We start from the raw sequence: 24,235 nt of genomic DNA on the forward strand, positions 1-24,235 counted from the left end.
AAAGTATTTTTTTTGACCTAACCTTCTTTACCCTTCGAGCCTTCGTGGTTAATCGTTTTTGATTTTAAAAAACTAAGCAACCACGAAGCGCTACACGAAGGACACGAAGAAAAACCATCATTAATATTTTTTTACGCTTTTGATTTAACCTTCTTCACCCTTCATATCTTCGTGGTTAATCGGCTTTTTATTTTAATAATTTACACTCAACCAATCTGTGGTAGTGAATTATTTCTTAGGGTTTAATTGTTCAAACTTTGCCATCTGCTCAGGTGTTGCTGGTAGTTGATGATTCGCTTTCCATTCACTGTATGGCATACCATAAACGTGCTCGCGCGCTTGATCGTGCGTCATTTCAATATCACGTTGTTCCGCTTCAGCTAACATCCATTTAGACAAACAATTACGACAAAATCCTGACGTATTCATTAGCTCAATATTTTGAACATCTTTACGGCTATCCAAATGCTTTAATAAACGGCGAAATGCAGCGGCTTCTAATTCAACTTGTTGTGCGTTATCTATCATGTTTTATACCCTATTCTAATAATGTAAGTAACTTCACTTAAGTTTAATGTCCAGCGTTTTAATATACAATGATTGTCACTCATCTAATTAGTAAGTTATTGTTTTTACGTATTCGTATTAAGAAACACCCTATTCATCCCTACAAAATAAAAAACCACCATTTAGTGGTAAAACTAAATGGTGGTTTTATTAAATAACGGCATTAAACCTTTAAACTTCCCTTATAAAGGTTAAAGGTACAGTTAAACGCGTTATTTTGTTTTATTCTTTTCTAATTTTTGTTCCCAGAACGTCGCATCTTTAATACCTAATTTAACCGGATCAAAACTGTATTCTTCTGGAGATGATTTTCGTTGTAGTTCGTAATCTTTTAACGCTTTAATCGCAGGTTTACCCATGAAGAAGATGATCAGTAAGCCAACAATATTTAACCAAGCCATTAAACCAACACCAACATCACCTAAGCCCCACGCTAAATTAGCGGTTTTAACTGTGCCATAAAAAGCAGCAGTGATTAGCACGACTTTTAAAATGAACGTAAAATCAGGCAATTTTAAAGTACGACGTAAGTAAGCGACGTTGGTTTCAGCAATATAGTAATACGCTAAAATAGTCGTAAAAGAGAAGAAGAACAAAGCCAATGCAATAAATGGCTTTCCGATACCCGGTAACACTTTTTCAACAGCTAGTTGTGTAAATGCAGGTCCATTTGCCGCCATTTCAGCTGCCACGTTTTGCACTAAGAAGGAATCACCTAATCCATGCACGTTGTAAGCACCGGTAATTAAAATCACAAATGCCGTTGCAGAACAAACTAACAATGTATCAATGTAAACAGAGAATGCTTGCACTAAACCTTGCTGAGCAGGATGTTCAACTTCTGCTGCAGCTGCTGCATGTGGACCTGTACCTTGACCTGCTTCATTAGAGTAAACACCACGTTTAACGCCCCAACCAATAGCAGCACCAATACCCGCCATAGGGCTAAAGGCATCACCAACAATCATCATAAATACAGACGGTAGTTCTGAAATATTTAAAGCAATAATAACAAACACCACTAAAACATAAGCAAAGGCCATGAATGGCACAACTACTTGTGTAAAGTTTGCGATACGTTTAACGCCACCGAAAATGATGAAAGCCAACATCAAAACAATCAACAAAGCGGTCATTATTTTTGCTTCACTGATTACGCCCATGCCTGTTTCAATTAACGTTCCAGTACCAAATGCTAATTCAATACCGTTACCGATACTATTAGATTGGATACCCGGTAATAACAAACCACAAGCGGCGATAGTTGCGATGGCAAATATAACCGCATACCAACGTTGACCCGTGACTTTCTCAAGATAATAAGCTGGACCACCACGATATTGACCTTGGTCTACTTCTTTATAAATTTGCGCTAACGTTGATTCAATGTAAGCAGTGGCAGCACCTAAAAAGGCAACAACCCACATCCAAAATACAGCACCTGGACCACCAAAACCAATCGCAGCAGCGACACCCGCAATATTACCTGTACCTACACGGCCAGATAATGAAACAGATAAAGCTTGAAATGAAGAGATTCCCTGCTTTGAATTTTTACCCGATAACAATAATGTGTACATCTCTTTAAATAAACGTACTTGTACAAATTTAGTTTGAATTGAATAGAATAACCCGGCAGCTAAGCACAAATAAATCAGTGCTGGACTCCATATAATACCATTCAAAAAATCAACTACTTCCTGCATAAAACCTTTCCTTAAATTAAATAACCTAATGGGCAATTAGATTCCCATTCTAGAGAGTCTGACTAGTTGACTAACCTAGCACTGAGACAAAAAAAGTAAATAATTAAACGCCTCTATTATCGAAAAAAATTAAGGTTTAAGATGTGCTAACTCATTAATAACGCTCAACTTAATTAAAATTTCAAAATCAGTTCAAAATTTAAGCAAAATAAGAGTAGACAGATTAAAAGAAGGATCTTGAACGATTCTGTATAGCACATAATAAATAAAGAATTATTTGATTGAAAATTGAAGTATGAAGTATGAAGTATGAAGTATGAAGTGTAAGGTAATATTGAAGAGAAATAATCATGCAATATCAATAGACATCAATATTGCACTGTTTATAAGTAAAGTTAACTTATCTAATGAAGAGTGACTACTTTTTCATTTTAGAGAGTAAATCAGCAAATGGATTATAAGTGGCAGTGGCTACGTTCTCATCTCCTGCTTCAACATGGCTACCGTACAAGTCAGCTTGTGTATATTTATCATGTTCGTGGTCATGACAATAAATACATAACAACTCCCAATTACTGCCATCAGAAGGGTTATTACTATGGTCGTGATCCATGTGATGTACTGTTAGCTCTTTAAGATTTGAATAAACAAACTCACGAGTACATTTCCCACAAACCCAGGGAAATAACTTTAATGCTTTATCACGATAATCGTGTTCTAAACTTTTATAATTACTTGGAATATAAGCCATCACTACCTCTATGTATCAGTTTCAAACACATGATATGTTTTCAATCACCATAAGTGAACACATTCAGTTTAAAATAACGTATTAAAACACTGAAAATGCCTTGATACTTTCATTTAAGTAAACATTAATTTTAAGTTGCTGTAAGCTTGCACTGTAAATAATGTATTAGTAACCGCATTAATAACGACACGAATTAACACGATCTAAATAAGACACATAAACATGCAAACAAATGACCCTTTATACGGCATCAAACTGGCACAAATACTGACTGACCTACAAACTAAACATTCATGGAAAGAGATGGGTGATAAGTTAGGTATTAAATGCTTTTTAAACAATCCAACTCAAAAATCATGTTTGAAATTTTTACGTCAAACACCATGGGCGAGAAGCCGTGTTGAGATTTTATATTTAAAGACTTTTTGCAGTAAGCATCCAGAAACAACAAAGCTAATACGTAGCATATTAGCAGCACAGGATAATACGCAAAGCACACCGATTGAAAAAAAGCCTAAAAAACCCTCTATTATTAAAAGTAATGATGGATTTGAATGGGCGAAAATGAACAACAAATAAAGCTATCAATAAACCAGTTAATCTGTGTTATTATCGCGCGCCTAAAATAAACAACGTCTAAACTAGGAATAGCTCATGACTCAACAAAAAAAGTTCGATTACCAAATCAAACAGGACGCTAATACCTGGAGTGCAGAAATCACCCGTCGTGTTAGTGCTCGTAGAAGCAGTGTTTCAAAAAAACAAGATGGTTTTGCCACTGAAGCGTTAGCCATTGAATGGGCTACAGCTGAATTAGCAGGATTTTTAGAGAAACAAAAACAAGCAAACGCACGTAAATCAGAACGTCGTACTGAACGTAATGCGCTAGCTGAAAAAGCAGCAGCAACAAAAGAAGCTTCAAATGCAGCATTCTTAGCTAAAAGAGCTGAATCTCGCGCACTAGCGTTAGAAGCAGCAGAAAGTGATGAAGATGATGACTTCGATTACGACGAAGAGTAATACTGATTCCTGTCGTTTCTTTTAATAGAAACGGCAATATAAAAAAGGCTAACCTGTGAAAACGGGTTAGCCTTTTTTGTTGGAAATAATTTAAGTAATCAACACAGTTCTACATGAAAAAATGTTTAACAATGAATGTCGTTTTTGATTTAGCCTGCTTTTGGTATTAAAGAATTTAATCAACCACAAAGGACACGAAGAAAACCTTTAAAACTAAATGCCTGTGATTTGACTTTAACTTCTCTACCCTTCGTGCCTTCGTGGTTAATTGCTTTTGATTTGAAAAACAAAGGCGACCACTAAGTGCTACGCTGCAAGAAGGACACGAATAAAAATACATCGTTATTATTACTTTCGGATCTTTTGATCTAACTTATCTAACCTTCTCTACCCGTCGTACCTTCGTGGTTAATCAGCTTTTGGCTTTAAAAACACAGCCGACCACAATTTTAAGATACAAAAAAGCCCGTCTAAAAGACAGGCTTAGCACATAAGCAAGACAGTCACTTTTAACTATCTTGTGCTACAACTTCAATGCCATCATCATCAATGGCGTTACCATCTTCATTTACAAATAAGTCACGTTTAGATTTAGTTAATACATAAACAGTAATAACGACCGTTGCTAAAATACCGATAATTGTTGACGTTTGCATCGCGAGGCCAAAACCTAATGATGAATTATTTAAAATGAACGTAATAACAACTGCTGTCATAAACATCGCGGGTACAGTCGCAATCCAATGGAATTTATTATGACGAGCTAAGTAAGCCGTTGCTGTCCATAACATCATTACCGCTGTTGTTTGATTTGCGAAACCAAAGTAGCGCCAGATAATACCGAAATCAACCTGCGTTAAGATACCGCCTAGAACGAATAATGGTAATGCCATCAATAAACGGTTACGCATTGTTTTTTGATTCATATTGAAGTACTCAGCAAGAATCAAACGACTTGAACGGAACGCAGTATCGCCAGAAGTGATAGGTAAAATAACCACACCTAAGAAAGCAAGAATACCACCGAACACACCTAATAAACCAAATGATGCTTCGTATACCACAGCACCAGGACCGCCCGTTGCAACTACGTCAGACAACGCTTCAACCGAACCAAAGAATGATAACGCTAATGCACACCAGATAAGTGCGATAGCACCTTCACCAATCATTGCACCGTAAAATACAAAGCGACCGTTCTCTTCATTTTCAATACAACGTGCCATTAAAGGAGATTGTGTTGCATGGAAACCAGAGATAGCGCCACAAGCAATAGTAATGAACAGTGCAGGCCATAATGGAAGATCATTTGGATTCATATTAACGAACATTTGGCTTAACTCGTAATCACCTAATAACGTATGCTCACTAGACACCACCACTGCAGTGATTAAACCAACAGACATAAAGATTAACAATGCGCCAAAGAATGGGTAGAAACGACCAATGATTTTATCAACCGGTACAATCGTCGCAACAACATAATAAGCAAAGATAATAGCAACCATCGACATTAACGACACATTCATATCGGTTTGTTCGTTAACTAAGTTAGTAATCATGCCCGCGGGAGCAGATACAAATACCACGCCAACTAACAGCAATAAAACTAACGCGAAGATATTCATGAAATGCTTCGCGTTATTACCAAGGTATTTACCCGTAATAGAAGGAACCGATGCCCCGCCGTTACGTACTGATAACATGCCAGAGAAGTAATCGTGAACACCACCAGCAAAAATACAACCGAATACAATCCATAACATAGCAGCAGGACCGTAAAGCGCGCCCATGATAGGGCCAAAGATAGGACCAACACCGGCAATATTCAGTAGCTGTACGAGGTAAACTTTAGGCGTCGACATGGCAACGTAATCTACGCCATCTTCTTTTTCGTAAGCAGGCGTTTGACGTTGCTTCTTAATGCCAAACACTTTCTCAACAAATGAGCCGTAAATATAATAACCACCGAGTAACAACGCTAAACAGAATAGAAACCAAAGCATGGCCAAGTCCTTTTAAATGAGTGAATTTGATGGTGGCACTATAATCCTTCAACTCAAAATAGCAGTTGTTGATTACGTGAGTGGTCAAATACGCATTTAAACGGTCCATATATTTGTTAAGTGGTTTTAACAGGTTATTAATATCGCCATAACTTTTTTAAAACAGCCTTTTCTATATAGATTTGAGCGGTTTTAGACTACTTTTGTGAAGGCTGAACAAGCTGAATTAACAACATTAATGCTCAAAGCCCTTTCAAAATATTTTCAATATTGGTCGCTTTACAACAAGCCAAAACGATCTTTAATCACTTTCAGGTATCGTCGACTAACGGGAGCATGATGGTTTGACTTAGTCACTATTTCTGCAGAGCCATTATCTAAGAGTTTAATTTCTCTAATGCACGTTGGATTAATTAAATACTGACGATGGCAACGTATGAGGTCAGTTTTTTCTTCTAATACTTTAAGTGATAAACTTGCCGTAAACTTGTCACTATCAGTTAATAGATGCACACCTGTTTGTTCAGACATCGCAATTTCGATGTTATTCGGCTCTAATAACAAAATACGATTAAAGCCAGAACATGGGATTAACTCTAATTTCTGACTAATGATAGGTGAATAATTAGGTTGCTCTAATTTCTGTTCATTAATCAACTTGATGCGTTGTAACGTTTTATGTAAACGAGAGCTTTCAACTGGCTTCAATAAATAATCAAAGGCATTATCTTCAAAGGCTTTAATAGCATACTCATCATAAGCAGTGACAAAAACGACTTTAGGCATACTCACAGGATCTAACATACTCAGTAACTCTAACCCTGTAATTTGCGGCATATGAATATCTAAAAAGATAACATCAGGCTTTAAACTGTTAATCGCTTTTAAACCTTCAATCGCATTGCTACATTGCGCAATGACTTCAACTTGTTGGCTTTCAACTAATAACTCATTAAGCTCTTCACGCGCATATAATTCATCATCAATAACAATTGCTTTTAACATCATGCTTCCTGTCGGCTGTGTAGAGGTAAAGTAATGGTCGCTTTACAGTATTGATTGGCTTCACAGGTCATCACTAAACCGTATTGCTGCCCATATTGGTTTTTTATACGTTTATCAACAATCTGTAAACCTAACCCTGTACTGCTACTCGGCTCACGATAGTTACCTGCATTATCAATCACTTCCAACACCACTAAGGTTTCTTTACTTTGCTCTAAAAAGTAGCCTTTAATATTTAGCTTACCTTGTCCGATTAAGGTAGAAGTACCATGTTTTATGGCATTCTCAATCAATGGCTGCAGCGTAAAGGTTGGAATTTTAAGCGATAACAAACGCTCATCGATTTCTTCTGTTACCGTTAAACGATCAGCAAAACGAGCTAACTCTATCTCAAGGTAAGAGTGAACATGCTCCAACTCTTCCTTCACCGTAACCTGCTCAATATTCTGTTTTAGATTACTTCTAAAAAAGTGTGATAAATGTTGAATTAATTCACGCGCTTTTTGTGGATCTTTACGTGTTACCGCACTAATCGTATTCAATGTATTAAATAAAAAGTGTGGGTTCACTTGCGCTTGTAATAAACGAATCTCAGATTGATTAATGAGATTTTTCTGCTGTATGTAACGTCCTAATAAAATTTGATTAGAAATCAGTTTAGCTAAGCCTTCGCCTAAACTACGGTTCAATGTAGAAAACAGCTTTTGCTTCGGCTCATACAATTTAACCGTTCCAAAAACACGTCCATCAGCTTCTAATAAGGGAATAACAAGCACAGAACCAAGCTTACAACCGTCATTTAATGAACATTGATAACTTGTTGAATACCCATCAACATACATTATCTCGCCCTGTTCAATAGCTTGTAAAGTATAAGCAGATGAAATCACTGTACCGCATAAATGGTGATCTTGACCGACACCTACAAAAGCCAATATTTTCTCTTTATCAGTGATAGAAACCGCACCAACCGCAGTTTCTTGATAAATAATATCAGCAATTTTTTGACAACTTTTAGCATTAAAGCCATGTTTGAATACACCGACGGCACGTTGCGCAATGCGTAAAGCAGTCGTTGAAAAGGCATTATAGTTTTTTTCAAAAATAGCTTTTTTATCTTGGATAATACTCATGAACAAAGCAGCACCAAGAGAGTTAGCAATAATCATGGGCAATGCAATCGATTGAACTAATAACCACGCTTTATCGAAAGGTTCTGCGACGGCTAGGATGATCAGCATTTGTACTATTTCAGCAAACAACGTAATACCTAAGGCGATCATAGGTCTAAAGATCTGTTCGATTCGCCCTTTACGAAGATAATAAAGGTGAAGTAAACCACCAATCAGCCCTTCAGTCGTCGTTGAGATCATACAAGCGACATCGGTAAATCCGCCCATTGAATAACGATGTATTCCTCCGGTTAAGCCAACGGCTAACCCCACTAAAGGTCCGCCCAGTAAGCCGCCCATCACCGCGCCAATAGCACGAGTATTGGCTAATGCATTTTCAATAGAAAGGCTAAAATAAGTCCCTAAAATACAAAAAGAGCTAAAGAGAATGTAGCAAGCAATACGGTGAGAGTTACGTCCGGAGATAAAAATAAGCGGCATAAACAGTGGTGTTTTACTCAATAAATAAGTAATCACTAAATACACACTAAGCTGCTGTAACAATAATAAAGTAACTTCCACAACAACTCCTAATAAGCAAAGCCAATAACAACATGAAACGGCAGAAGCGCATATTATAACAATGTCACAATACTGTCTTAACAATAATTAATTTTTTGACCTTACCTTCTCTACCCTTCGTGCCTTCGTGGTCAAACTGCTTTTGATTTTAAAACACAACTAACCACGAAGCGCTGCGCTACACGAAGGACACGAAGAGAAACCTTTAAAAGTTAATGACTGCTTTTGAGCTTACCTTTTCTACTCTTCGTGCCTTCGTGGTTAATCCGCTTTTGGCTTTAAAAATCTTAATCAACCACGAAGCGCTGCGCTACACGAAGATCACGAAGAAAAACCTTTAAAAGTATAATGAGAACACAAAAAACAAAACAAGCAGGCTAAAGCATGCGCCCCAAAGTCAAAACATCTACCTTTCGAGGCTAACCTATTTTTTAACTTATCCCCTATTTATCCTTCGAGATTAACCCATTTTTGAGTATAAACATTAACGCTTACATTGTTTATTAATTGCTTTTTTCAACACGACAAGCTCTGCAATCAATAGGCTTTTTTGCGATGATGTTAAACTGGCCTGATATTTTATTTGGTTATACAACGTAGCAAACTTTAGCAATGAAGGCTGAGCATTAACCTTAAGCTCCCCTAACGTTTTACAGTAATCCGCAACTGTCTGCCCTTTGCTTCTTGTTAAATATTTTTTAGTTACTTTCTCATACAACTTATTAAACAGACGATCTTCAATAGATAGCTTTTCAACTTGCCACGGTTTAAATATCCATAATGCGGTGATCGTAGCGCCTAAAAATAACAATAGCAGAATCAACATTGATAAATTTAACCAAGGAATATTACTCAATAAACGCTTCAGTATTTCAAGTTGCTTTTGATTATCGTAATTTATAACCCAAACCGCCCAAAAGTAATCAGCTCTATCAAGAAAGTTAGTAATTTGATTGAATAATTGATTATTTTGCCAATGACGAAGTGACAAGTATTGCCCAGATAAAAACTCACTTTGATCATCCAAGCTTTGCAAGATACCTTGCTCAACGCGTTCTGGTGAAACATAAGCCGTTGGATCAACGCGCACCCATTGCTTATCTTTCCAAATTTCAACCCAAGCATGGGCGTCATATTGACGTACACTCAAAAATGCATTCGAGTTATCCCATTCACCCCCTAAATACCCCGCGACCATACGTGCAGGTACATCTAACACCCTAGCCACATACAAATAAGTACTGGCGTAATGAACACAAAATCCTGCTTGTGATGAAAAGAGAAAGTCATCAATTTGTTGCTCACCTAATAAAGGTGGTTTTAAGGTATAGCGAAAGTCACCTTTATTAAACATCGCTAATAATTGTTCTAATATCGTATATTTATCAACACCTGCAGCGAGCTTATTATCTACCCACTCTCTTGTTTTAGGATTATCTTTTGCTGCGATCTTATTCGGTAACTGCGTATATTTTTGTAATGATTCAGCGGTATTAACAAAACCATCAACTTGCTTATATTGTTCTATTTCAAAGGCTTGACGTTTATAAACAGGCTCGATACTGCGTAAGCTAAAGTCACTTAACAAAGTACTGTCATTACTTGAATAAGCAAAATCTAAACTCGGCACATAATGCTTATAATGAGGTTCTAGTATTAATTGATAACTACTTTGTTTATCAATTAATTCGTATTCAATCTGTTGTCCTCTTCTAACCCTTCGTTCTTCTCTTTTCAGGCTGCTACTCTGTGACCATGTTTTTCCATCAAACTCGTCTAAGGTAAGTACTCGCCAATAACGCGCTTGCCCCTTCGGTGGTTCTCCATTAAAACTAGCCCTAAACGCTAATGCAGAAGATTGACTTAACTCAGCAATACTGCCCGGGCTAACACTATCCGTTAACCCCGTCGTTGCTTTATTTTGTAATGGCATTTGCCACATAGAAGGTAGGCGAGGTAACACAAGAAAAAGAATAATCGCCAACGGCAAACTTAAGACTAATATTTTACTCAACATCTTAAGTTGAGGTTTTGTGTTTAAAGCCGCACCGTGGATTGACAATAAAATCATCAGCAGTAAACATGCTACAATCGCAGCCGCACTGGCCATCAATATAGTATGGTTAAAAACAAGAAATACCGCGACGAGCACTAAACCGGTATTCACAAAAAAGTGCACATCTCGAACAGATTTTAATTCCAGAAACTTAAGGCTAAACCCTAATAAAATGACATGCACTAATATATTTAGCACACCTAACTTATAAACCATCAACACAATAATCGCGATACAAACGACCGAGATGCTATTGGTGATAATTTTATTTAATGCTGTTACGCGTCCAGTAAAAAGTGCAATACGCCAAGCAGCACAAAGCACACCAAAAATAATTAATACTGCATTGACTTGATCAGCTAATAGCACGATAACTAATGCATAACTAAACACAATTAACGACAAGCTTTGACGTGTTAGAAACTCAGGCATGCTCATCTCCATATAATGCTAATGCACGTAAACATAATTGTTGATGTTCCGCACCAGAGCCAACGTCAATAACCCTTGTTCCAAGATCTAATGCATAGCTAATGCCTTGCTGTTCATACGTTAACACTTGATAAGCTAACATGGATAACCGCTCTTCAGTGGGCACGCCATTAAAAGCAGATAGCGATAAAAACACATCACCGCCTCGTTCTTCCTCAAGCAACTTAGTAAAAGTCCCTTTACCTTGAGCGACTTGTTTCCACGCAATCGATTTTAAGGACTCGCCCTGTTGAAATGGCTTTAAAGTACTAAACGTATCAAAACCAACTTTAGCTGCTTGATTGCCTACATCTGTTTCTTCACCACTTAACACTACGTTATTTAATGCATTCTCAACGGGGGTTGGGTACAACAAACTTGAGAAGCCGAAATCGATATGCGACCACACTCTAAACAGCCCAAAAGGATAATAAGATTGAACCGTCACTCTCCCTGGTTTAAACCAACCTCGTTTCGTACTTTTTGCAAACAGGGTTATATTTTGTTGTTCAGATAAGGGTTGAGCGATGCTAGATGGAAAAGTTGAACTAGCCTGTTTAAAAGTAAATCTCGTTTGTTGAGCGCGATTCGATTTGGCATTTTTTGGCAAAGTTAAACGTAATGCGAATGTACAATTTTCATTAGCAAACTGATCTTCAGATGGACTTGCTGTTAACCTCAGGCCAGAAAGGTTTTGGTAGCTTAATAATAAACACGTGATCATAAAGCTCAGTAAAAAGTACACCAAAAATAGAATCAAATTATTTTGATAATTCGTGCCAATCAAAAACAAAATAACACAGGTCGCTAAAAACATAAGACCAAAACGAGATGGAAAAATAAAACTATTACCTCGATTTAAAGTAATACTATCAACCACCGGTATACGCTTAATAAGCCAACGATCGAAGCGTTGATTTATTAGAGCCTTAAACTTATTAGCGATTTTTGTTGCAGTCATTCCGTTACCTTTACCCGATATGATTTTTTACTGTTTTAGTATCTTTGTTAGCTTATAAAGATACGTTTTAGCCCTCGGCTTTAGCCATCACATTTAGCAAGACTTTCTACCTATAACAACGACTGATAGTGAAGCTTTATAGCCTTTAAGCGATAGCCATTAAGTGAAAAACTATTGCAGAGGATCAACGTTACTTAACAATGTTTGGCTCAGCGCTTGACCACCTTTCTTAAAACCATTCACACCGTTTAATCGATGATCTGTCACAGCAGCAAACACCGCTTGAATATCTTCAGGTGTCACGTAATCACGCTGTTCAATAAAAGCCATCGCTTTAGCTGCACTTAACAACACTTTTGAGCAACGAGGAGACAAAGCATTGGCATATTCAGCACCGTAACGGCTCTCTTCAATTAAACGGATCAGGTAATGTAATACCGCATCACTTGCTTGCACTGTTCGAACGGCGGCTTGCATGTCATTTAATTGCTGACTATCAATAATAGCTTCGGTTGATTGTGGCTGATATTGCCCTTTTAACATTAATAACTCAGCGTCCTTATTAGGAAAACCTAATTCGATGCGCATCATAAAACGGTCTAACTGAGACTCAGGCAATGGGAACGTACCGGCTTGATCCTGTGGGTTTTGTGTCGCAATAACAAAAAAAGGGTCGCTTAACGGGTAGGTATGTTTATCAATAGATATTTTACGCTCTTCCATCGCTTCCAATAACGCACTTTGCGTTTTAGGGCTGGCGCGGTTTATTTCATCTGCTAATAACACTTGTGTAAAAACAGGGCCTTGATGAAAGGTGAATTGCTGCAATTGCTTATCAAAAATGGACACCCCTAAAATGTCGGCAGGCAACATATCACTGGTGAATTGTACGCGTTGATAATCTAACCCTAATGTTCGAGCCAATGCGCCCGCTAACGTTGTTTTGCCCATCCCCGGTAAATCTTCAATCAATAAATGTCCATCGGCTAATAAACACACCAATGCCAACTTAGTCTGTCGCTCTTTACCTAATAAAACAGCATTCAGCTGTGCTAATATTTTCGCAATCTTATCGTGCATTATCTGTTATTCCTTAAGCATGTACTAACACTTCAGTGATAGATATTATTGATAAACAACAGATTAGCTTAATTACATCCAGACAAGAAACATTTAAATAAAATACTTACAACACAATTCGTTTAACCACAAAGCGGCGTTTATTTAATTAAAGCTTCCTATAAGATGCGATCTTTAATGAATTTATAATTATGTTGGCTAAAACCCATATCAAATCTAAGTAACTTAATATCCAAATAACTTAATATCTAAGTAACTTAATATATACACAACATCAAAGTTCAAACATTAAAATACAAATCTAATGCTAAAAACTTAATTTTTTTAAGATGTATTTGCTTATATTTAATTTACTTCTACTCTCTTTGTTCATTCAAAATGAATAAAATAGTTAATAAAACCACACACGACAACATCAGTTTTGGAGCAATAATCGTTAATTTAAATAGTAATCACTTTTCGATAATATTTATAATATGTATACTCCTTTATGGCTAATTCCTTCACTTGTTATATGAATCTAAGAAGGAATATTTAACAACTTCAGGAAATAGAAAATGAAAAAAACAATACTAATGGTAGTATTTGCAATGTTTGTTATTGCGGCAATTACTAGCATTGCTTCAACCTCTTATATTTCTAACCAAGAAATAGATAAAATAATACTCAAAAAATCACAACAACAGGCATCTTTACTGGTGACCAATGTTGAATATATTCTAGAAAAATCACCACAACCATTGGTCGACTTACAAAGTTTGGTCACTTCACTTAAAAATCGTCCTGATATCTCCTATGCCATTGTCATTAATAAACAAGTAAAAGCGGTTGCACATAGTGACAGAGAAAAGCTTAATAAAGTCTACGATGACAGTTATTCGGTAAAAGGCGCAAGCCAAGGGGTTGCTCAACACTCTAAATGGTATGCAGACGTACAAAAAGTGTGGGTTTACGACATCATGACACCTATCTATGTCAACGGTGAACTTTATGGAACGGTAGATATCGGTATTCCAATTACAGAAGTCAGCAAAGCGGCTGCTGACATATTAATGATTCAGTTAGTTGCAATCTCAGGGATATTTATTATCTGTATCTGTATTCTTATTGGGGTAATGAATCATCTTTTCAAACCACTTTCAGGATTACAACTTGCATTAGAAGATATCTCTAAAGGTGACGGTGACCTTACCGTAAGATTGCCTATTAAAGGTAATGATGAAATCACACGTATCTCGATCGCCTTCAATGCCTTTGCCAGTAATATTAATGAAATAGTGACTCAAGTTGTAAAAACAGGCGTGCAATTAGGTCTATCGGCGACCGATGTTAGAGACCAAGCTTTACGTTCACTAACACGAGGTGAAGAACAAAGTGAGCAATCTATCTTAGTCGTCACCTCAATGAATGAAATGATCGCGACCATCAATGAAATTTCTTCCAATGCTTCAGGTGCGGCTGATGCAGCGCAAGATGTAAACAAAGAAACACAAGAAGGTAATAAAATACTACAGGAGGCGACGAGCACCATCCAAAACCTATCTGAAGAAATCAACAATACTTCATTAGTGATTACGTCATTAGCCGATAGAACTCAATCTATAGGATCAATTCTTGAAGTTATTAACAGTATTTCAGAGCAAACTAACCTACTTGCTTTGAATGCAGCCATTGAAGCCGCTCGCGCCGGAGAAGCCGGAAGAGGTTTTGCAGTAGTCGCAGATGAAGTCAGAAACCTAGCAACAAAAACTGCTAAATCAACGGGTGAAATTCAGAAGATGATTGACTACCTACAAACCGAAGCTAAAAGTGCGGTAGAAGCAATGGACATCAGTAAATCGTTAACCTATGAAGGTTCAAAAGCCACTGAAGAAGCACAACAAGCACTCGTCAGAATATCTAATCAAGTCATAGCAATACTCGATTTAAATACGCAAGTAGCGACAGCAACAGAGGAACAATCGAGTGTATCGAATGAAATTAACATGAATATGGATACAGTGAATAACTCAATAGTGGAAGGCGCAACCGCTAGCCAAGCATTAGAAGTCACCAGCAGAAACTTAACCGAACTAGCAGACACCTTAGATAAACATGTAGGCTCTTTTAAAATATAAAGTTCACCTTGTAGATCAACTGACAGGTTATAGTGCAAATATAACCTGTCAGTAAATACAGCTCAAAATTCTATTTAAAATCAAAATCAACGTGTTCAGTTCCTCTACAAAATGAAATAAACATTTCCTTAAACTACTTTCTAAATTTGAGTCCATAAAATGACTTTAAGACTAGAAGTACTCTGCATTACTTTAAATTACTTAATATGCTAATAAATCTTCATTTATATTAAAGTATTACTCGAAAATTTATATAGAATTTGCTATATTCCACCACCCTTCAGATGTACAGGTTTATTTTAGACTTGTTCACTCTTCGAGAGGCTAATATTTACTAACCGGAGTGTTGCAATGAAAGTTCGTGCATCCGTTAAAAAGATCTGTCGTAACTGCAAAGTAATCAAACGCCACGGTGTGGTGCGAGTTATCTGCGTAGAGCCAAAGCATAAACAACGCCAAGGCTAAAGTTTGGATATCAAAATCCTAGTGATTCGAGTTTGAATCGCATTTTATAATCATTATTTGTAGAGCATCCTTTCGGGCTTTTCGCAAATAAATCGTTAACTTTAAGGAGTGCATAGTGGCCCGTATCGCTGGCATTAACGTTCCTGATCATAAGCATGCAGTTATCGCATTAACTGCTATTTTTGGCATTGGCAAGACTCGTTCACAAATTATTTGTGCTGAGTCAGGTATTGCTGAAAATACTAAGCTTAAAGATCTGGATGAAACACAAATCGAAGCGCTTCGTACAGAAGTCGCTAAATTCGCCGTTGAAGGTGATTTACGTCGTGAAGTATCTATGAGCATCAAGCGTCTAATGGACCTTGGTTGTTACCGTGGACTTCGTCATCGTCGCAGCTTGCCTGTACGTGGACAGCGTTCTAAAACGAATGCTCGTACCCGTAAAGGTCCGCGTAAAGCAATTAAGAAATAGGGTAAGAGATCATGGCTAAAACACCAACTCGTGCTCGCAAGCGCGTTAAAAAGCAAGTGGCTGATGGTATGGCTCACATCCATGCTTCTTTCAACAACACAATCGTCACTATTACAGACCGTCAAGGTAATGCTCTTTCTTGGGCTACTGCAGGTGGTTCTGGTTTCCGTGGTTCTCGTAAATCTACTCCGTTCGCTGCACAGGTTGCTGCTGAACGTGCTGCTGAAGCAGCAAAAGAGTATGGCCTTAAAAACGTAGAAGTTTTTGTAAATGGACCAGGACCTGGTCGTGAATCTTCGATTCGCGCACTAAACGCGGCGGGTTTCCGTGTAACTAACATTACTGACGTTACACCGATCCCACATAATGGTTGTCGTCCACCAAAGAAACGTCGCGTTTAATCGCAACTTTCTAAGGTAATTGGAGAAAGAACAATGGCAAGATATTTAGGTCCTAAGCTTAAGCTTAGCCGTCGTGAAGGTACTGATTTATTTTTAAAATCAGGTGTCCGTCCGATCGAATCTAAGTGTAAAATTGATAACGCACCAGGTGTACATGGTGCGCGTAAACCTCGTCTATCAGACTACGGTTTACAACTACGTGAAAAGCAAAAAGTACGTCGTATGTACGGTGTATTAGAAAAGCAATTCCGTAACTACTACAAAGAAGCTGCTCGTTTACAGGGCAACACTGGTGAAAACTTACTTCTTTTATTAGAAGGTCGTTTAGACAATGTTGTATACCGTATGGGCTTTGGCGCTACACGTGCTGAATCTCGTCAACTAGTTAGCCATAAAGCTATCCTAGTGAACGGTAAAGTTGTAAATATCCCGTCTTTCAATGTGAAAGCTGGTGATGTTATCGCAATTCGTGAAAAATCTAAAAAGCAAACACGTATTGGCGCTGCATTAGAGATTGCTGGTCAACGTGAAGCCCTCGCTTGGGTTTCTGTTGATACAACGAAGATGGAAGGCATATTTACTCGTCAACCTGAACGTTCAGATTTATCTGCTGAGATTAACGAACAGTTAATCATCGAGCTTTACTCTAAGTAAAGTTAATTTTTAAGAGAGGACATAAATGCAGAGTTCTGTAATTGATTTTCTAAAACCAAGATTAGTTGATATCGAGCAAATTTCAACAACTAGAGCAAAAGTGGTTCTTGAACCACTAGAACGTGGTTTTGGCCACACTTTAGGTAATGCGCTTCGTCGTATTTTGTTATCGTCTATGCCTGGCACAGCCGTAACTGAAGTCGAAATTGATGGTGTACAACATGAGTACAGCACTAAAGAAGGCGTGCAAGAAGATATCCTAGAGATTCTTCTTAACCTTAAAGGTCTAGCTGTAAAACTTGAAGGTAAAAACGAAGTTTTAGTTAGTTTAACTAAATCTGGCGCTGGTCCTGTTACTGCAGGCGACATCATTCATGATGGTGATGTAGAGATAGTCAACCCAGAACACGTGATCTGTAATTTAACGGGCAATGCTGAAATCAGCATGCGTATTAAAATTGAATCAGGTCGTGGTTATGCTCCAGCTTCATCTCGTATTCATAGCGAAGAAGATGAGCGTCCAATTGGTCGTCTATTAGTAGACGCGACTTTCAGCCCTGTTGAGCGTATCGCTTACAGTGTTGAATCAGCACGTGTTGAACAACGTACCGATTTAGACAAGCTTATTATCGATATGGAAACAGATGGTACTTTAGAGCCTGAAGAAGCAATTCGTCGTGCAGCTACAATTTTAGCTGAGCAGTTAGACGCATTTGTTGATTTACGAACAAAAGTACAAGTTCCAGTTGAAGAAGAAAAGCCTGCATTTGATCCAATTCTTTTACGCCCAGTAGATGATTTAGAACTCACTGTTCGTTCTGCTAATTGTTTGAAAGCAGAGTCGATTCATTATATCGGTGACCTAGTACAATGTACTGAAGTTGCACTTCTAAAAACGCCTAATTTAGGTAGGAAGTCTCTAACTGAAATCAAAGATGTACTTGCATCACGTGGATTGTCTCTAGGCATGCGCTTAGAAGATTGGCCACCAGCAAGTTTAATCGAAGATTAGTCTAAAACCGACTTACGAATAATAAGGATTAGGTTATGCGCCATCGTCAAAGTGGACGTCAACTTAACCGAAACAGCAGCCACCGTCAGGCTATGTTTCGTAATATGGCAATCTCTATTGCTACGCACGAAGTGATTAAAACTACCGTGCCTAAAGCAAAAGAATTGCGTCGTGTAATTGAACCATTAATTACACTAGCTAAAGTGGATAGCGTTGCTAACCGTCGTTTAGCGTTTGCTCGTCTTCGTGATGATGCAACAGTAGCAAAATTATTTAATGAACTAGGTCCTCGCTACGCGACTCGTCCTGGTGGATACACTAGTATCATTAAATGTGGTTTCCGTACTGGTGACAAAGCTCCTATGGCTTACATCCAGTTCGTTGACCGTCCAGTTGTAGCGGACGAAGAAGCGTAAGTTTCTTTATAGTTGCAATAAAAAAGCCGAACTTATGTTCGGCTTTTTTATATTTTATTATTGAGCACTTAGGCTATCTCATTAAATAATTATTCTTCTAACACGGTAACAAACTCGCCAACAATTCGCATATTTTCGCAATCTTCTTCATGAAGAACAATGTCCTTAAACTTTGACTCTGTAGAGCAAAAACCATTGAGTGTCCTGTACTTCTAGCAAGAAAAAGTAAAGATTAGGGGTCTTCCAATTATGGCTGATTATCATATAAGATTTTGCCTGAAAATGAATAAAAATAGCGATAATGTAACACTTCGATGGTGCCGACCAGAGCTTACCTAATATCCATGTTATAAATATATAAATGCTTTTGATACTTGCTTTAATTTTTCGCAACAGTCAACTGCACAGGCTAAAGCTATAGCAATATTGAATCGAAATGAATCCGCCTTTTATTATTTTCCAGCTAAAACTTGTCACCAGACTTAATGACACAAAGATAAATAATAAATCTCATCGTGGTTACTTTGAATCAACTGACATTCATAAACAACAGCTATTACGATGAATTTCTAAAAAACTCTTGTTAGGTTTGAAGGCATTAGGTAGGTTTATTTTCATGCCTTGTTTTTTAATAAAGTACTCATTTACACTGTTCGAAGTATAATAATCGTTGATAGTCTTACTTGTAATTATTCGGTAATCGTCATCTAAACTAATTAAATGCTTATCAAAAGCAGCATCGTAGGTTGCAGATAAACAAAGACCATTAGCAGGATCTAAACGTATTGTTTTATCTTCAGCCCAAGGCACAATATGACTCGCTCTATTTACTTCTGGCATATTTAAGCCTGTAATACAGCAAGATTGATTATAAATATCGAGTATTACTTTTCTGAATACGTTTTGGTTAGTTCGAACATTGACTTCTCTAACAACATCGCGCCCTTCTGCATGACCAATGCCATCTAGTAAACAACGTGGATATTTTAGCGTAATTGGAACCTGAATCCCTTCTTCATTTACATTATTCAGTAAGCGTTGCTCAAACTCGAATTCAACCAAAAATTTCATAAAAGACTTTAATGCAGCAGAACAAAAACCATTTGCTAAATAACTTTTAGCAATACCCTCAATCTCCCATAAATTATTGTCTTTCTTTTTACTTTGTTGCAATACGAAAGCATAAAGCTGGCATAGGCGTTCAACAGATTCTACCTTCCAAACATTTTTACAATCATTAAAACCATACGGTTCGTGTTTGATAAGGAAACCTAAAATATCAAGCGCTTTAATATATGAATTTGCTTTTTGGCTACCAATGAGATTAGTTGCTTTAATGTAATCAGTGAATGCATTTTTAATCATAGATTTACCACTTTTCTACATTTTGGAAAGTTAGTACAACCCCAAAATTGATTTCCAACATACTTGCCTTTTTGGGCTTGTCTTAATGACATCTCAGACCCGCATTGAGGACATAATTTTTCTGCACTTTCTTTTATTTCAACTACATTATTAATTACTTTTTTAGTCTCACTTTTATTTTCAACAATAGTTTTAACATGTTTACTGTGTGCCAAGTTTGTTTTCAAACTAGGTGTCAAACGTCCCGCTTCAATCTCAGAGTTAAGGTGACTAACTTGTTTTTTCGAAAAATGTACGACTTTTTTAGTTTTAATGTACTCCACACAGCCTCTCGCGTAGGTAACATTATCTGGCATTTTAGTTTTAAAAGTACTATCACCAATAAAAACAACCACTGAATAAATGAATTCATTAGGAATAGTTAAACAACTTGCTAAAGTTTGTATGTGTTTATAGTTCTGATGAAGTGGATTCTGAAATTTACCCGTGTATTTGAAAATCTTTTGCGTCCACTGCTTTTGATTGGTACTACCAAAAATCCAACCTTTCATATTTTTAGTTTCAATCACAAACAAACCAAATTCAGACACGACAATATGATCAATTTGAGTTGTACCGTCGTCCGTTGGTAAGGTTACATTTTTGATGAGAGTATACTTTTCTTTTGGTAAGTATTTTTTTAATAAAAAATTAACCAAAAACTCGCCCAATACACCTTTAAACCAAGGAGACTTTAAGACAGTAATAAAGATGAATATTGGTATAAAATACCAGTACATAGTTAATGTATTGATGAGTATTAAAGTTACGTCCATTCTTTTCCTTTATTTTAACAAGTAGTTACCTCAAGTTATGCACTTATGATCTGAATCCAAGTATTGTAAAAGCTCTCTGGCATTTTATTTCCTCAGTTCCCTGCACATTAATTTCATCTTGTTATTCAAAACAATTAAGAGTTGATTCTCAAAATAGGGAAAATGAGCTTATTCCTTAATAGCTAAATTCATTAAATAAGTTCAGCTATTAAATCAGTTTTATCACAAAAAAGTAATTTTAGGAATGGTAAGAATTTGAAATAGTTGATATTAATAAGAAAAACAAAGAATACTGTTTATAATTCACTTTTTTAGAACATTTCAATCTGAAACACTCTTTGTTGATGAACAGAAGATTGGTTAATTAATGTTTTAAAATAGCTGATCAGTTCAGCTATTGAGGTATTATTGAACCATTACTTCAATACACTACACATAGCAATGAGCCTTCGAGCAAGCTGTTGTTCTGACACGTAAAGCACACCTTGATGGTTCATGTAGTTTGAATCGTGTCGATTTAAATCAAGCGGATTACCGTGAATATCACTGACCCAAGTGTCTGTCGCGGTGGCTAAACAAGCTGTTGCACTGAAATCCCATAAACTGCCTCCGCCTAACTGAGGTTTAGGCAATTTAATATAACAAGCGGCATTATGTTGAGGGTTCTGTTTTTCCATCACAGCACATTCAATTACCGACATTGCATTCATCACTGCGCCGACTTGTTCTTTTATCACAACTTTTTCATAACCTAGCTCATGGGCTAATATTGTTAACTGCTTAATTAACAATGGATAGTGTTCACTAAACTGAAAGCTTCTATCGCTGTAAAAAATAAATGTATTATTAACCTTCTTGAGGGTATTGAGACTACTGATACCACTTGTGCTGTTTTCAGTTAATTTATTGAATGGCTGTTTATTTTTAAAACCTTGCGTCATTCCCAATGTGTTTATCATTGTATGATAAGTGGTATTGCTTGTAGGTTGATGGACAGTGGCCAATATGGGTTCGCCATTTGCTGCGACTAGTGCAATCGATACGGCATAACCGTTTCCGCCTTCTATGAAGGGTAAGGTGCCATCGAGTGGATCGATACACCAAAAGTAGTCTTTTGTTAAACGTGGATGACTGTTTGTATTTTCTTCACGCCTTTCTTTCTTGTCTTTCTGGTTAGTGCTTTTTTGACTAGTGTTTTTTCGGTTAGTGCTTTCTAAATTAATGGCTTCTAAATCAGTGCTATCTCCGCTTAGCTGTTTTTCGTTTACTTGTTCTTCACTAAGCAGCGCTAAATCGTACTGTTCACAGGTCGGTTGTAAGATGCTTAAGATAATATCTTGGCAAGCAAAATCCACGTCTGTCACCACTTGTGCACTTTGACTACTGCCTGCTTCTTTAAAGTGTGTGGTTAATAACGCACGATCAAATTGACGGATATAATCGCCGGCTTGCTCTGCTGCTTGAATGGCTAATAAGCTTAATTGATTGAGTATCTCTGTTGTTAAGCGCACGACTATCTGTCCTTATTTAGGGAATTGTATTAATGAATCAATCGCTTGTTTGGTTAACTGTTCAGTGTACTCATTAATCTTCCAATGGTTCGGTGACCACCCTTTTACAAAACGTTGAAAATCAGCCCAAGCAATGGCGTATAAAGGTCGCCACGCTAACGCTAATTGTGTTGCATCAATGTCTTGTCGTGTTTTTATCACCACGTCTGTTAAACATTGAAAATAATAATCAACTAACGGTGTTTGCAATTCAGCGCAGCGTTCTGGAGGAATAGCACTGCTGATAAATAAAATGAGATCTTTCATACCACAACCCTGCCCAACGTATTGAAAATCTACCGCTGCAACTTTTGTCGCATCGTCAGAGAAGCAAAAATTAGCTAATTTAGCATCGCCATGTACCAATGTTTGAAAAGGTGATTGGCTCAAGACTTGATCGATACGTTGTGCAGAATGTTTTAATTCACTGTCTTGCAAAGCAGCTAATTCATCGGGGCGAGTAGCCAAGTGCCAATAGGTACCCGTTGCCCATAAGTCATTGGCTTTTCTTTGTAGATGTAACGCATGAAAGTTAGCAAGCCATTTAATACAGGTTTTGGTTTCATCGAGCGTTGCTTCCGTTTTAACGATGGGATAACCGACTGCGGCCAAATCTTCTAATATCAATAAGCTTTGTTGTTGGTTACTTTGTACTGCAATACAGCGTGGTGAGTAACAGTCATCATTATTTAGATCTGTGTAATGAGCATACCAATTTGCTTCGACTTGATAAGAGTGCAATTTACGTTGATGCGAAAGTGTAGTATTCCACCCTTTGGGATGCGAGCTAGGTTGTGGTGTATTCACTAATTTCACGACTACTGAGCTATTTTCACTACCTTGCAAACTTACTCTAAACAGTTCTCCATAACCGCCCCACACACCTTGAATTAACTGAACATCAGTTATCGCTTGCGCGCGAGTCAATGATAATAAGGTTGTTTTTAATGAAGATGAAATGGGCATAGTGACTTCTTGTATGGAATAAATAATCTCAAAGTAGTTGATGGTACCGCACTCGGTCATGAATTCAATAATATGGGTAATGTTATTGGTTGAGATTGAGTTAGATGAGCAATAAGTAATGAATAATGAATAATGGGAAAAATATGGGTGGTAAAGATATAATTGATAAAAGTATGGGGTATAAAAATAGAGGGTTAACCTTGAGGGTAAAATATACAAAATGCAGAGACAAAAAAGCTTGTCTTCATTCCGTTATTTAATAAACGAGACAAAGCCAAGCTATTGATGTTACTTGTATTAATGATGTCTTTTGTGGCACAAAGCCTAGAAAGGCATTTTGAAGCCAGGTGGTAAATCCATACCGCCAGTTAAACCACTCATTTTAGATTTATTAACTTCTTCAACACGACGTACTGCATCATTCATTGCCGCTGCTACTAGGTCTTCGATCATGTCTTTGTCGTCTTCAAACAAGCTTGGATCAATTTCAACTTTACGTACATTGTGGTTACCTAACAAAGTCACTTTAACTAGGCCTGCACCTGATTCGCCAACGACTTCTGTGTTTGCAATTTCAGCTTGTGCTTTTTGCATGTTCTCTTGCATTTCTTGGGCTTTTTTCATTAAGTCGCCCATTCCGCCTTTATTAAACATATCTTCTCTCTTTATATTAATTAGTTAATGA

Annotated in this window: 23 protein-coding genes; 9 read left to right on the forward strand and 14 right to left on the reverse strand. The window is 37.2% G+C overall.

Features of this window, described 5'->3' with window-relative positions; translation table 11 throughout:
• Window positions 1-228: 228 nt before the first annotated feature.
• The 3 genes from V6255_RS15470 to V6255_RS15480 all read right to left on the reverse strand — a co-directional run bounded on the left by V6255_RS15470 (window position 229) and on the right by V6255_RS15480 (window position 3,024).
• A complete protein-coding gene (locus V6255_RS15470) occupies window positions 229-528 on the reverse strand; it encodes a DUF1244 domain-containing protein (RefSeq protein WP_425355938.1) in 300 nt (99 codons plus the stop codon).
• Window positions 529-779: 251 nt separating this feature from the next.
• Window positions 780-2,273, reverse strand: a complete 1,494-nt coding sequence (locus tag V6255_RS15475) for an alanine/glycine:cation symporter family protein (RefSeq protein ID WP_341628974.1) — start codon at window positions 2,271-2,273, stop codon at window positions 780-782.
• A 418-nt stretch (window positions 2,274-2,691) separates the two neighbouring features.
• Window positions 2,692-3,024 carry a YajD family HNH nuclease gene (locus V6255_RS15480; protein ID WP_025564566.1) on the reverse strand — a complete coding sequence of 111 codons (333 nt, stop codon included), beginning with the start codon at window positions 3,022-3,024 and terminating at the stop codon, window positions 2,692-2,694.
• Between the two features lie 222 nt (window positions 3,025-3,246).
• Between V6255_RS15480 and V6255_RS15485 the strand changes: the two genes are divergently transcribed.
• Together V6255_RS15485 and V6255_RS15490 are read left to right on the forward strand one after the other, a co-directional pair.
• Window positions 3,247-3,603, forward strand: coding sequence for a VF530 family protein (locus tag V6255_RS15485; protein ID WP_341628975.1), 357 nt, complete (start codon window positions 3,247-3,249; stop codon window positions 3,601-3,603).
• Window positions 3,604-3,678: 75 nt separating this feature from the next.
• Window positions 3,679-4,044 (forward strand): DUF3622 domain-containing protein, encoded by a 366-nt coding sequence (locus V6255_RS15490; protein ID WP_025564564.1) that lies wholly within the window; start codon window positions 3,679-3,681, stop codon window positions 4,042-4,044.
• 509 nt (window positions 4,045-4,553) lie between these two features.
• Here V6255_RS15490 and V6255_RS15495 read toward each other — a convergent pair.
• The 6 genes from V6255_RS15495 to V6255_RS15520 all read right to left on the reverse strand — a co-directional run bounded on the left by V6255_RS15495 (window position 4,554) and on the right by V6255_RS15520 (window position 13,317).
• Window positions 4,554-6,050: a carbon starvation protein A gene (locus tag V6255_RS15495; protein WP_341628976.1), complete on the reverse strand. Its 1,497-nt coding sequence runs from the start codon at window positions 6,048-6,050 to the stop codon at window positions 4,554-4,556.
• A gap of 279 nt (window positions 6,051-6,329) precedes the next feature.
• Entirely contained in the window at window positions 6,330-7,055 is a 726-nt protein-coding gene (btsR, locus tag V6255_RS15500; RefSeq protein ID WP_160062466.1) for a two-component system response regulator BtsR, read from the reverse strand.
• Window positions 7,055-8,749: a sensor histidine kinase gene (locus V6255_RS15505; protein ID WP_341628977.1), complete on the reverse strand. Its 1,695-nt coding sequence runs from the start codon at window positions 8,747-8,749 to the stop codon at window positions 7,055-7,057. The genes btsR and V6255_RS15505 overlap by 1 nt, the downstream gene beginning before the upstream one ends.
• A gap of 484 nt (window positions 8,750-9,233) precedes the next feature.
• Entirely contained in the window at window positions 9,234-11,237 is a 2,004-nt protein-coding gene (locus V6255_RS15510) for a DUF3488 and transglutaminase-like domain-containing protein (RefSeq protein ID WP_341628978.1), read from the reverse strand.
• A complete protein-coding gene (locus V6255_RS15515) occupies window positions 11,230-12,237 on the reverse strand; it encodes a DUF58 domain-containing protein (protein WP_341628979.1) in 1,008 nt (335 codons plus the stop codon). The genes V6255_RS15510 and V6255_RS15515 overlap by 8 nt, the downstream gene beginning before the upstream one ends.
• 171 nt (window positions 12,238-12,408) lie before the next feature.
• Complete coding sequence (locus tag V6255_RS15520; RefSeq protein ID WP_341628980.1) at window positions 12,409-13,317, reverse strand: MoxR family ATPase; 909 nt, start codon at window positions 13,315-13,317, stop codon at window positions 12,409-12,411.
• A gap of 557 nt (window positions 13,318-13,874) precedes the next feature.
• On the opposite strand from V6255_RS15520, the gene V6255_RS15525 reads away from it, so the two are divergent.
• From V6255_RS15525 to rplQ, 7 genes are all read left to right on the forward strand, one after another.
• A complete protein-coding gene (locus tag V6255_RS15525; protein ID WP_341628981.1) occupies window positions 13,875-15,434 on the forward strand; it encodes a methyl-accepting chemotaxis protein in 1,560 nt (519 codons plus the stop codon).
• A gap of 351 nt (window positions 15,435-15,785) precedes the next feature.
• Complete coding sequence (gene rpmJ / locus V6255_RS15530) at window positions 15,786-15,899, forward strand: 50S ribosomal protein L36 (protein WP_011770886.1); 114 nt, start codon at window positions 15,786-15,788, stop codon at window positions 15,897-15,899.
• 115 nt (window positions 15,900-16,014) lie between these two features.
• Complete coding sequence (rpsM, locus tag V6255_RS15535; protein ID WP_025565958.1) at window positions 16,015-16,371, forward strand: 30S ribosomal protein S13; 357 nt, start codon at window positions 16,015-16,017, stop codon at window positions 16,369-16,371.
• A gap of 11 nt (window positions 16,372-16,382) precedes the next feature.
• Window positions 16,383-16,772, forward strand: a complete 390-nt coding sequence (rpsK, locus tag V6255_RS15540) for a 30S ribosomal protein S11 (RefSeq protein ID WP_019613697.1) — start codon at window positions 16,383-16,385, stop codon at window positions 16,770-16,772.
• Between the two features lie 33 nt (window positions 16,773-16,805).
• Window positions 16,806-17,426 carry a 30S ribosomal protein S4 gene (rpsD, locus tag V6255_RS15545; RefSeq protein ID WP_341628982.1) on the forward strand — a complete coding sequence of 207 codons (621 nt, stop codon included), beginning with the start codon at window positions 16,806-16,808 and terminating at the stop codon, window positions 17,424-17,426.
• A 25-nt stretch (window positions 17,427-17,451) separates the two neighbouring features.
• Entirely contained in the window at window positions 17,452-18,438 is a 987-nt protein-coding gene (locus V6255_RS15550; RefSeq protein ID WP_341628983.1) for a DNA-directed RNA polymerase subunit alpha, read from the forward strand.
• A gap of 35 nt (window positions 18,439-18,473) precedes the next feature.
• A complete protein-coding gene (rplQ, locus tag V6255_RS15555) occupies window positions 18,474-18,854 on the forward strand; it encodes a 50S ribosomal protein L17 (protein WP_137297931.1) in 381 nt (126 codons plus the stop codon).
• Window positions 18,855-19,394: 540 nt separating this feature from the next.
• Here the strand turns inward: rplQ and V6255_RS15560 are convergent.
• The 5 genes from V6255_RS15560 to V6255_RS15580 all read right to left on the reverse strand — a co-directional run bounded on the left by V6255_RS15560 (window position 19,395) and on the right by V6255_RS15580 (window position 24,204).
• Window positions 19,395-20,219, reverse strand: coding sequence for an HNH endonuclease (locus V6255_RS15560; protein WP_341628984.1), 825 nt, complete (start codon window positions 20,217-20,219; stop codon window positions 19,395-19,397).
• Complete coding sequence (locus tag V6255_RS15565; protein WP_341628985.1) at window positions 20,216-21,034, reverse strand: NERD domain-containing protein; 819 nt, start codon at window positions 21,032-21,034, stop codon at window positions 20,216-20,218. The genes V6255_RS15560 and V6255_RS15565 overlap by 4 nt, the downstream gene beginning before the upstream one ends.
• A gap of 416 nt (window positions 21,035-21,450) precedes the next feature.
• Window positions 21,451-22,545, reverse strand: a complete 1,095-nt coding sequence (locus V6255_RS15570) for an inositol monophosphatase family protein (RefSeq protein WP_341628986.1) — start codon at window positions 22,543-22,545, stop codon at window positions 21,451-21,453.
• A 12-nt stretch (window positions 22,546-22,557) separates the two neighbouring features.
• Window positions 22,558-23,550 carry a phosphotransferase gene (locus tag V6255_RS15575; RefSeq protein ID WP_341628987.1) on the reverse strand — a complete coding sequence of 331 codons (993 nt, stop codon included), beginning with the start codon at window positions 23,548-23,550 and terminating at the stop codon, window positions 22,558-22,560.
• A 324-nt stretch (window positions 23,551-23,874) separates the two neighbouring features.
• On the reverse strand, window positions 23,875-24,204 hold the full coding sequence (locus V6255_RS15580; RefSeq protein ID WP_025566137.1) for a YbaB/EbfC family nucleoid-associated protein: 330 nt from the start codon (window positions 24,202-24,204) through the stop codon (window positions 23,875-23,877).
• Window positions 24,205-24,235 lie beyond the last annotated feature (31 nt).

This window comes from Psychromonas arctica (assembly GCF_038155225.1).
In the GTDB taxonomy this organism is placed as follows: Bacteria; Pseudomonadota; Gammaproteobacteria; order Enterobacterales; family Psychromonadaceae; genus Psychromonas; species Psychromonas arctica_B.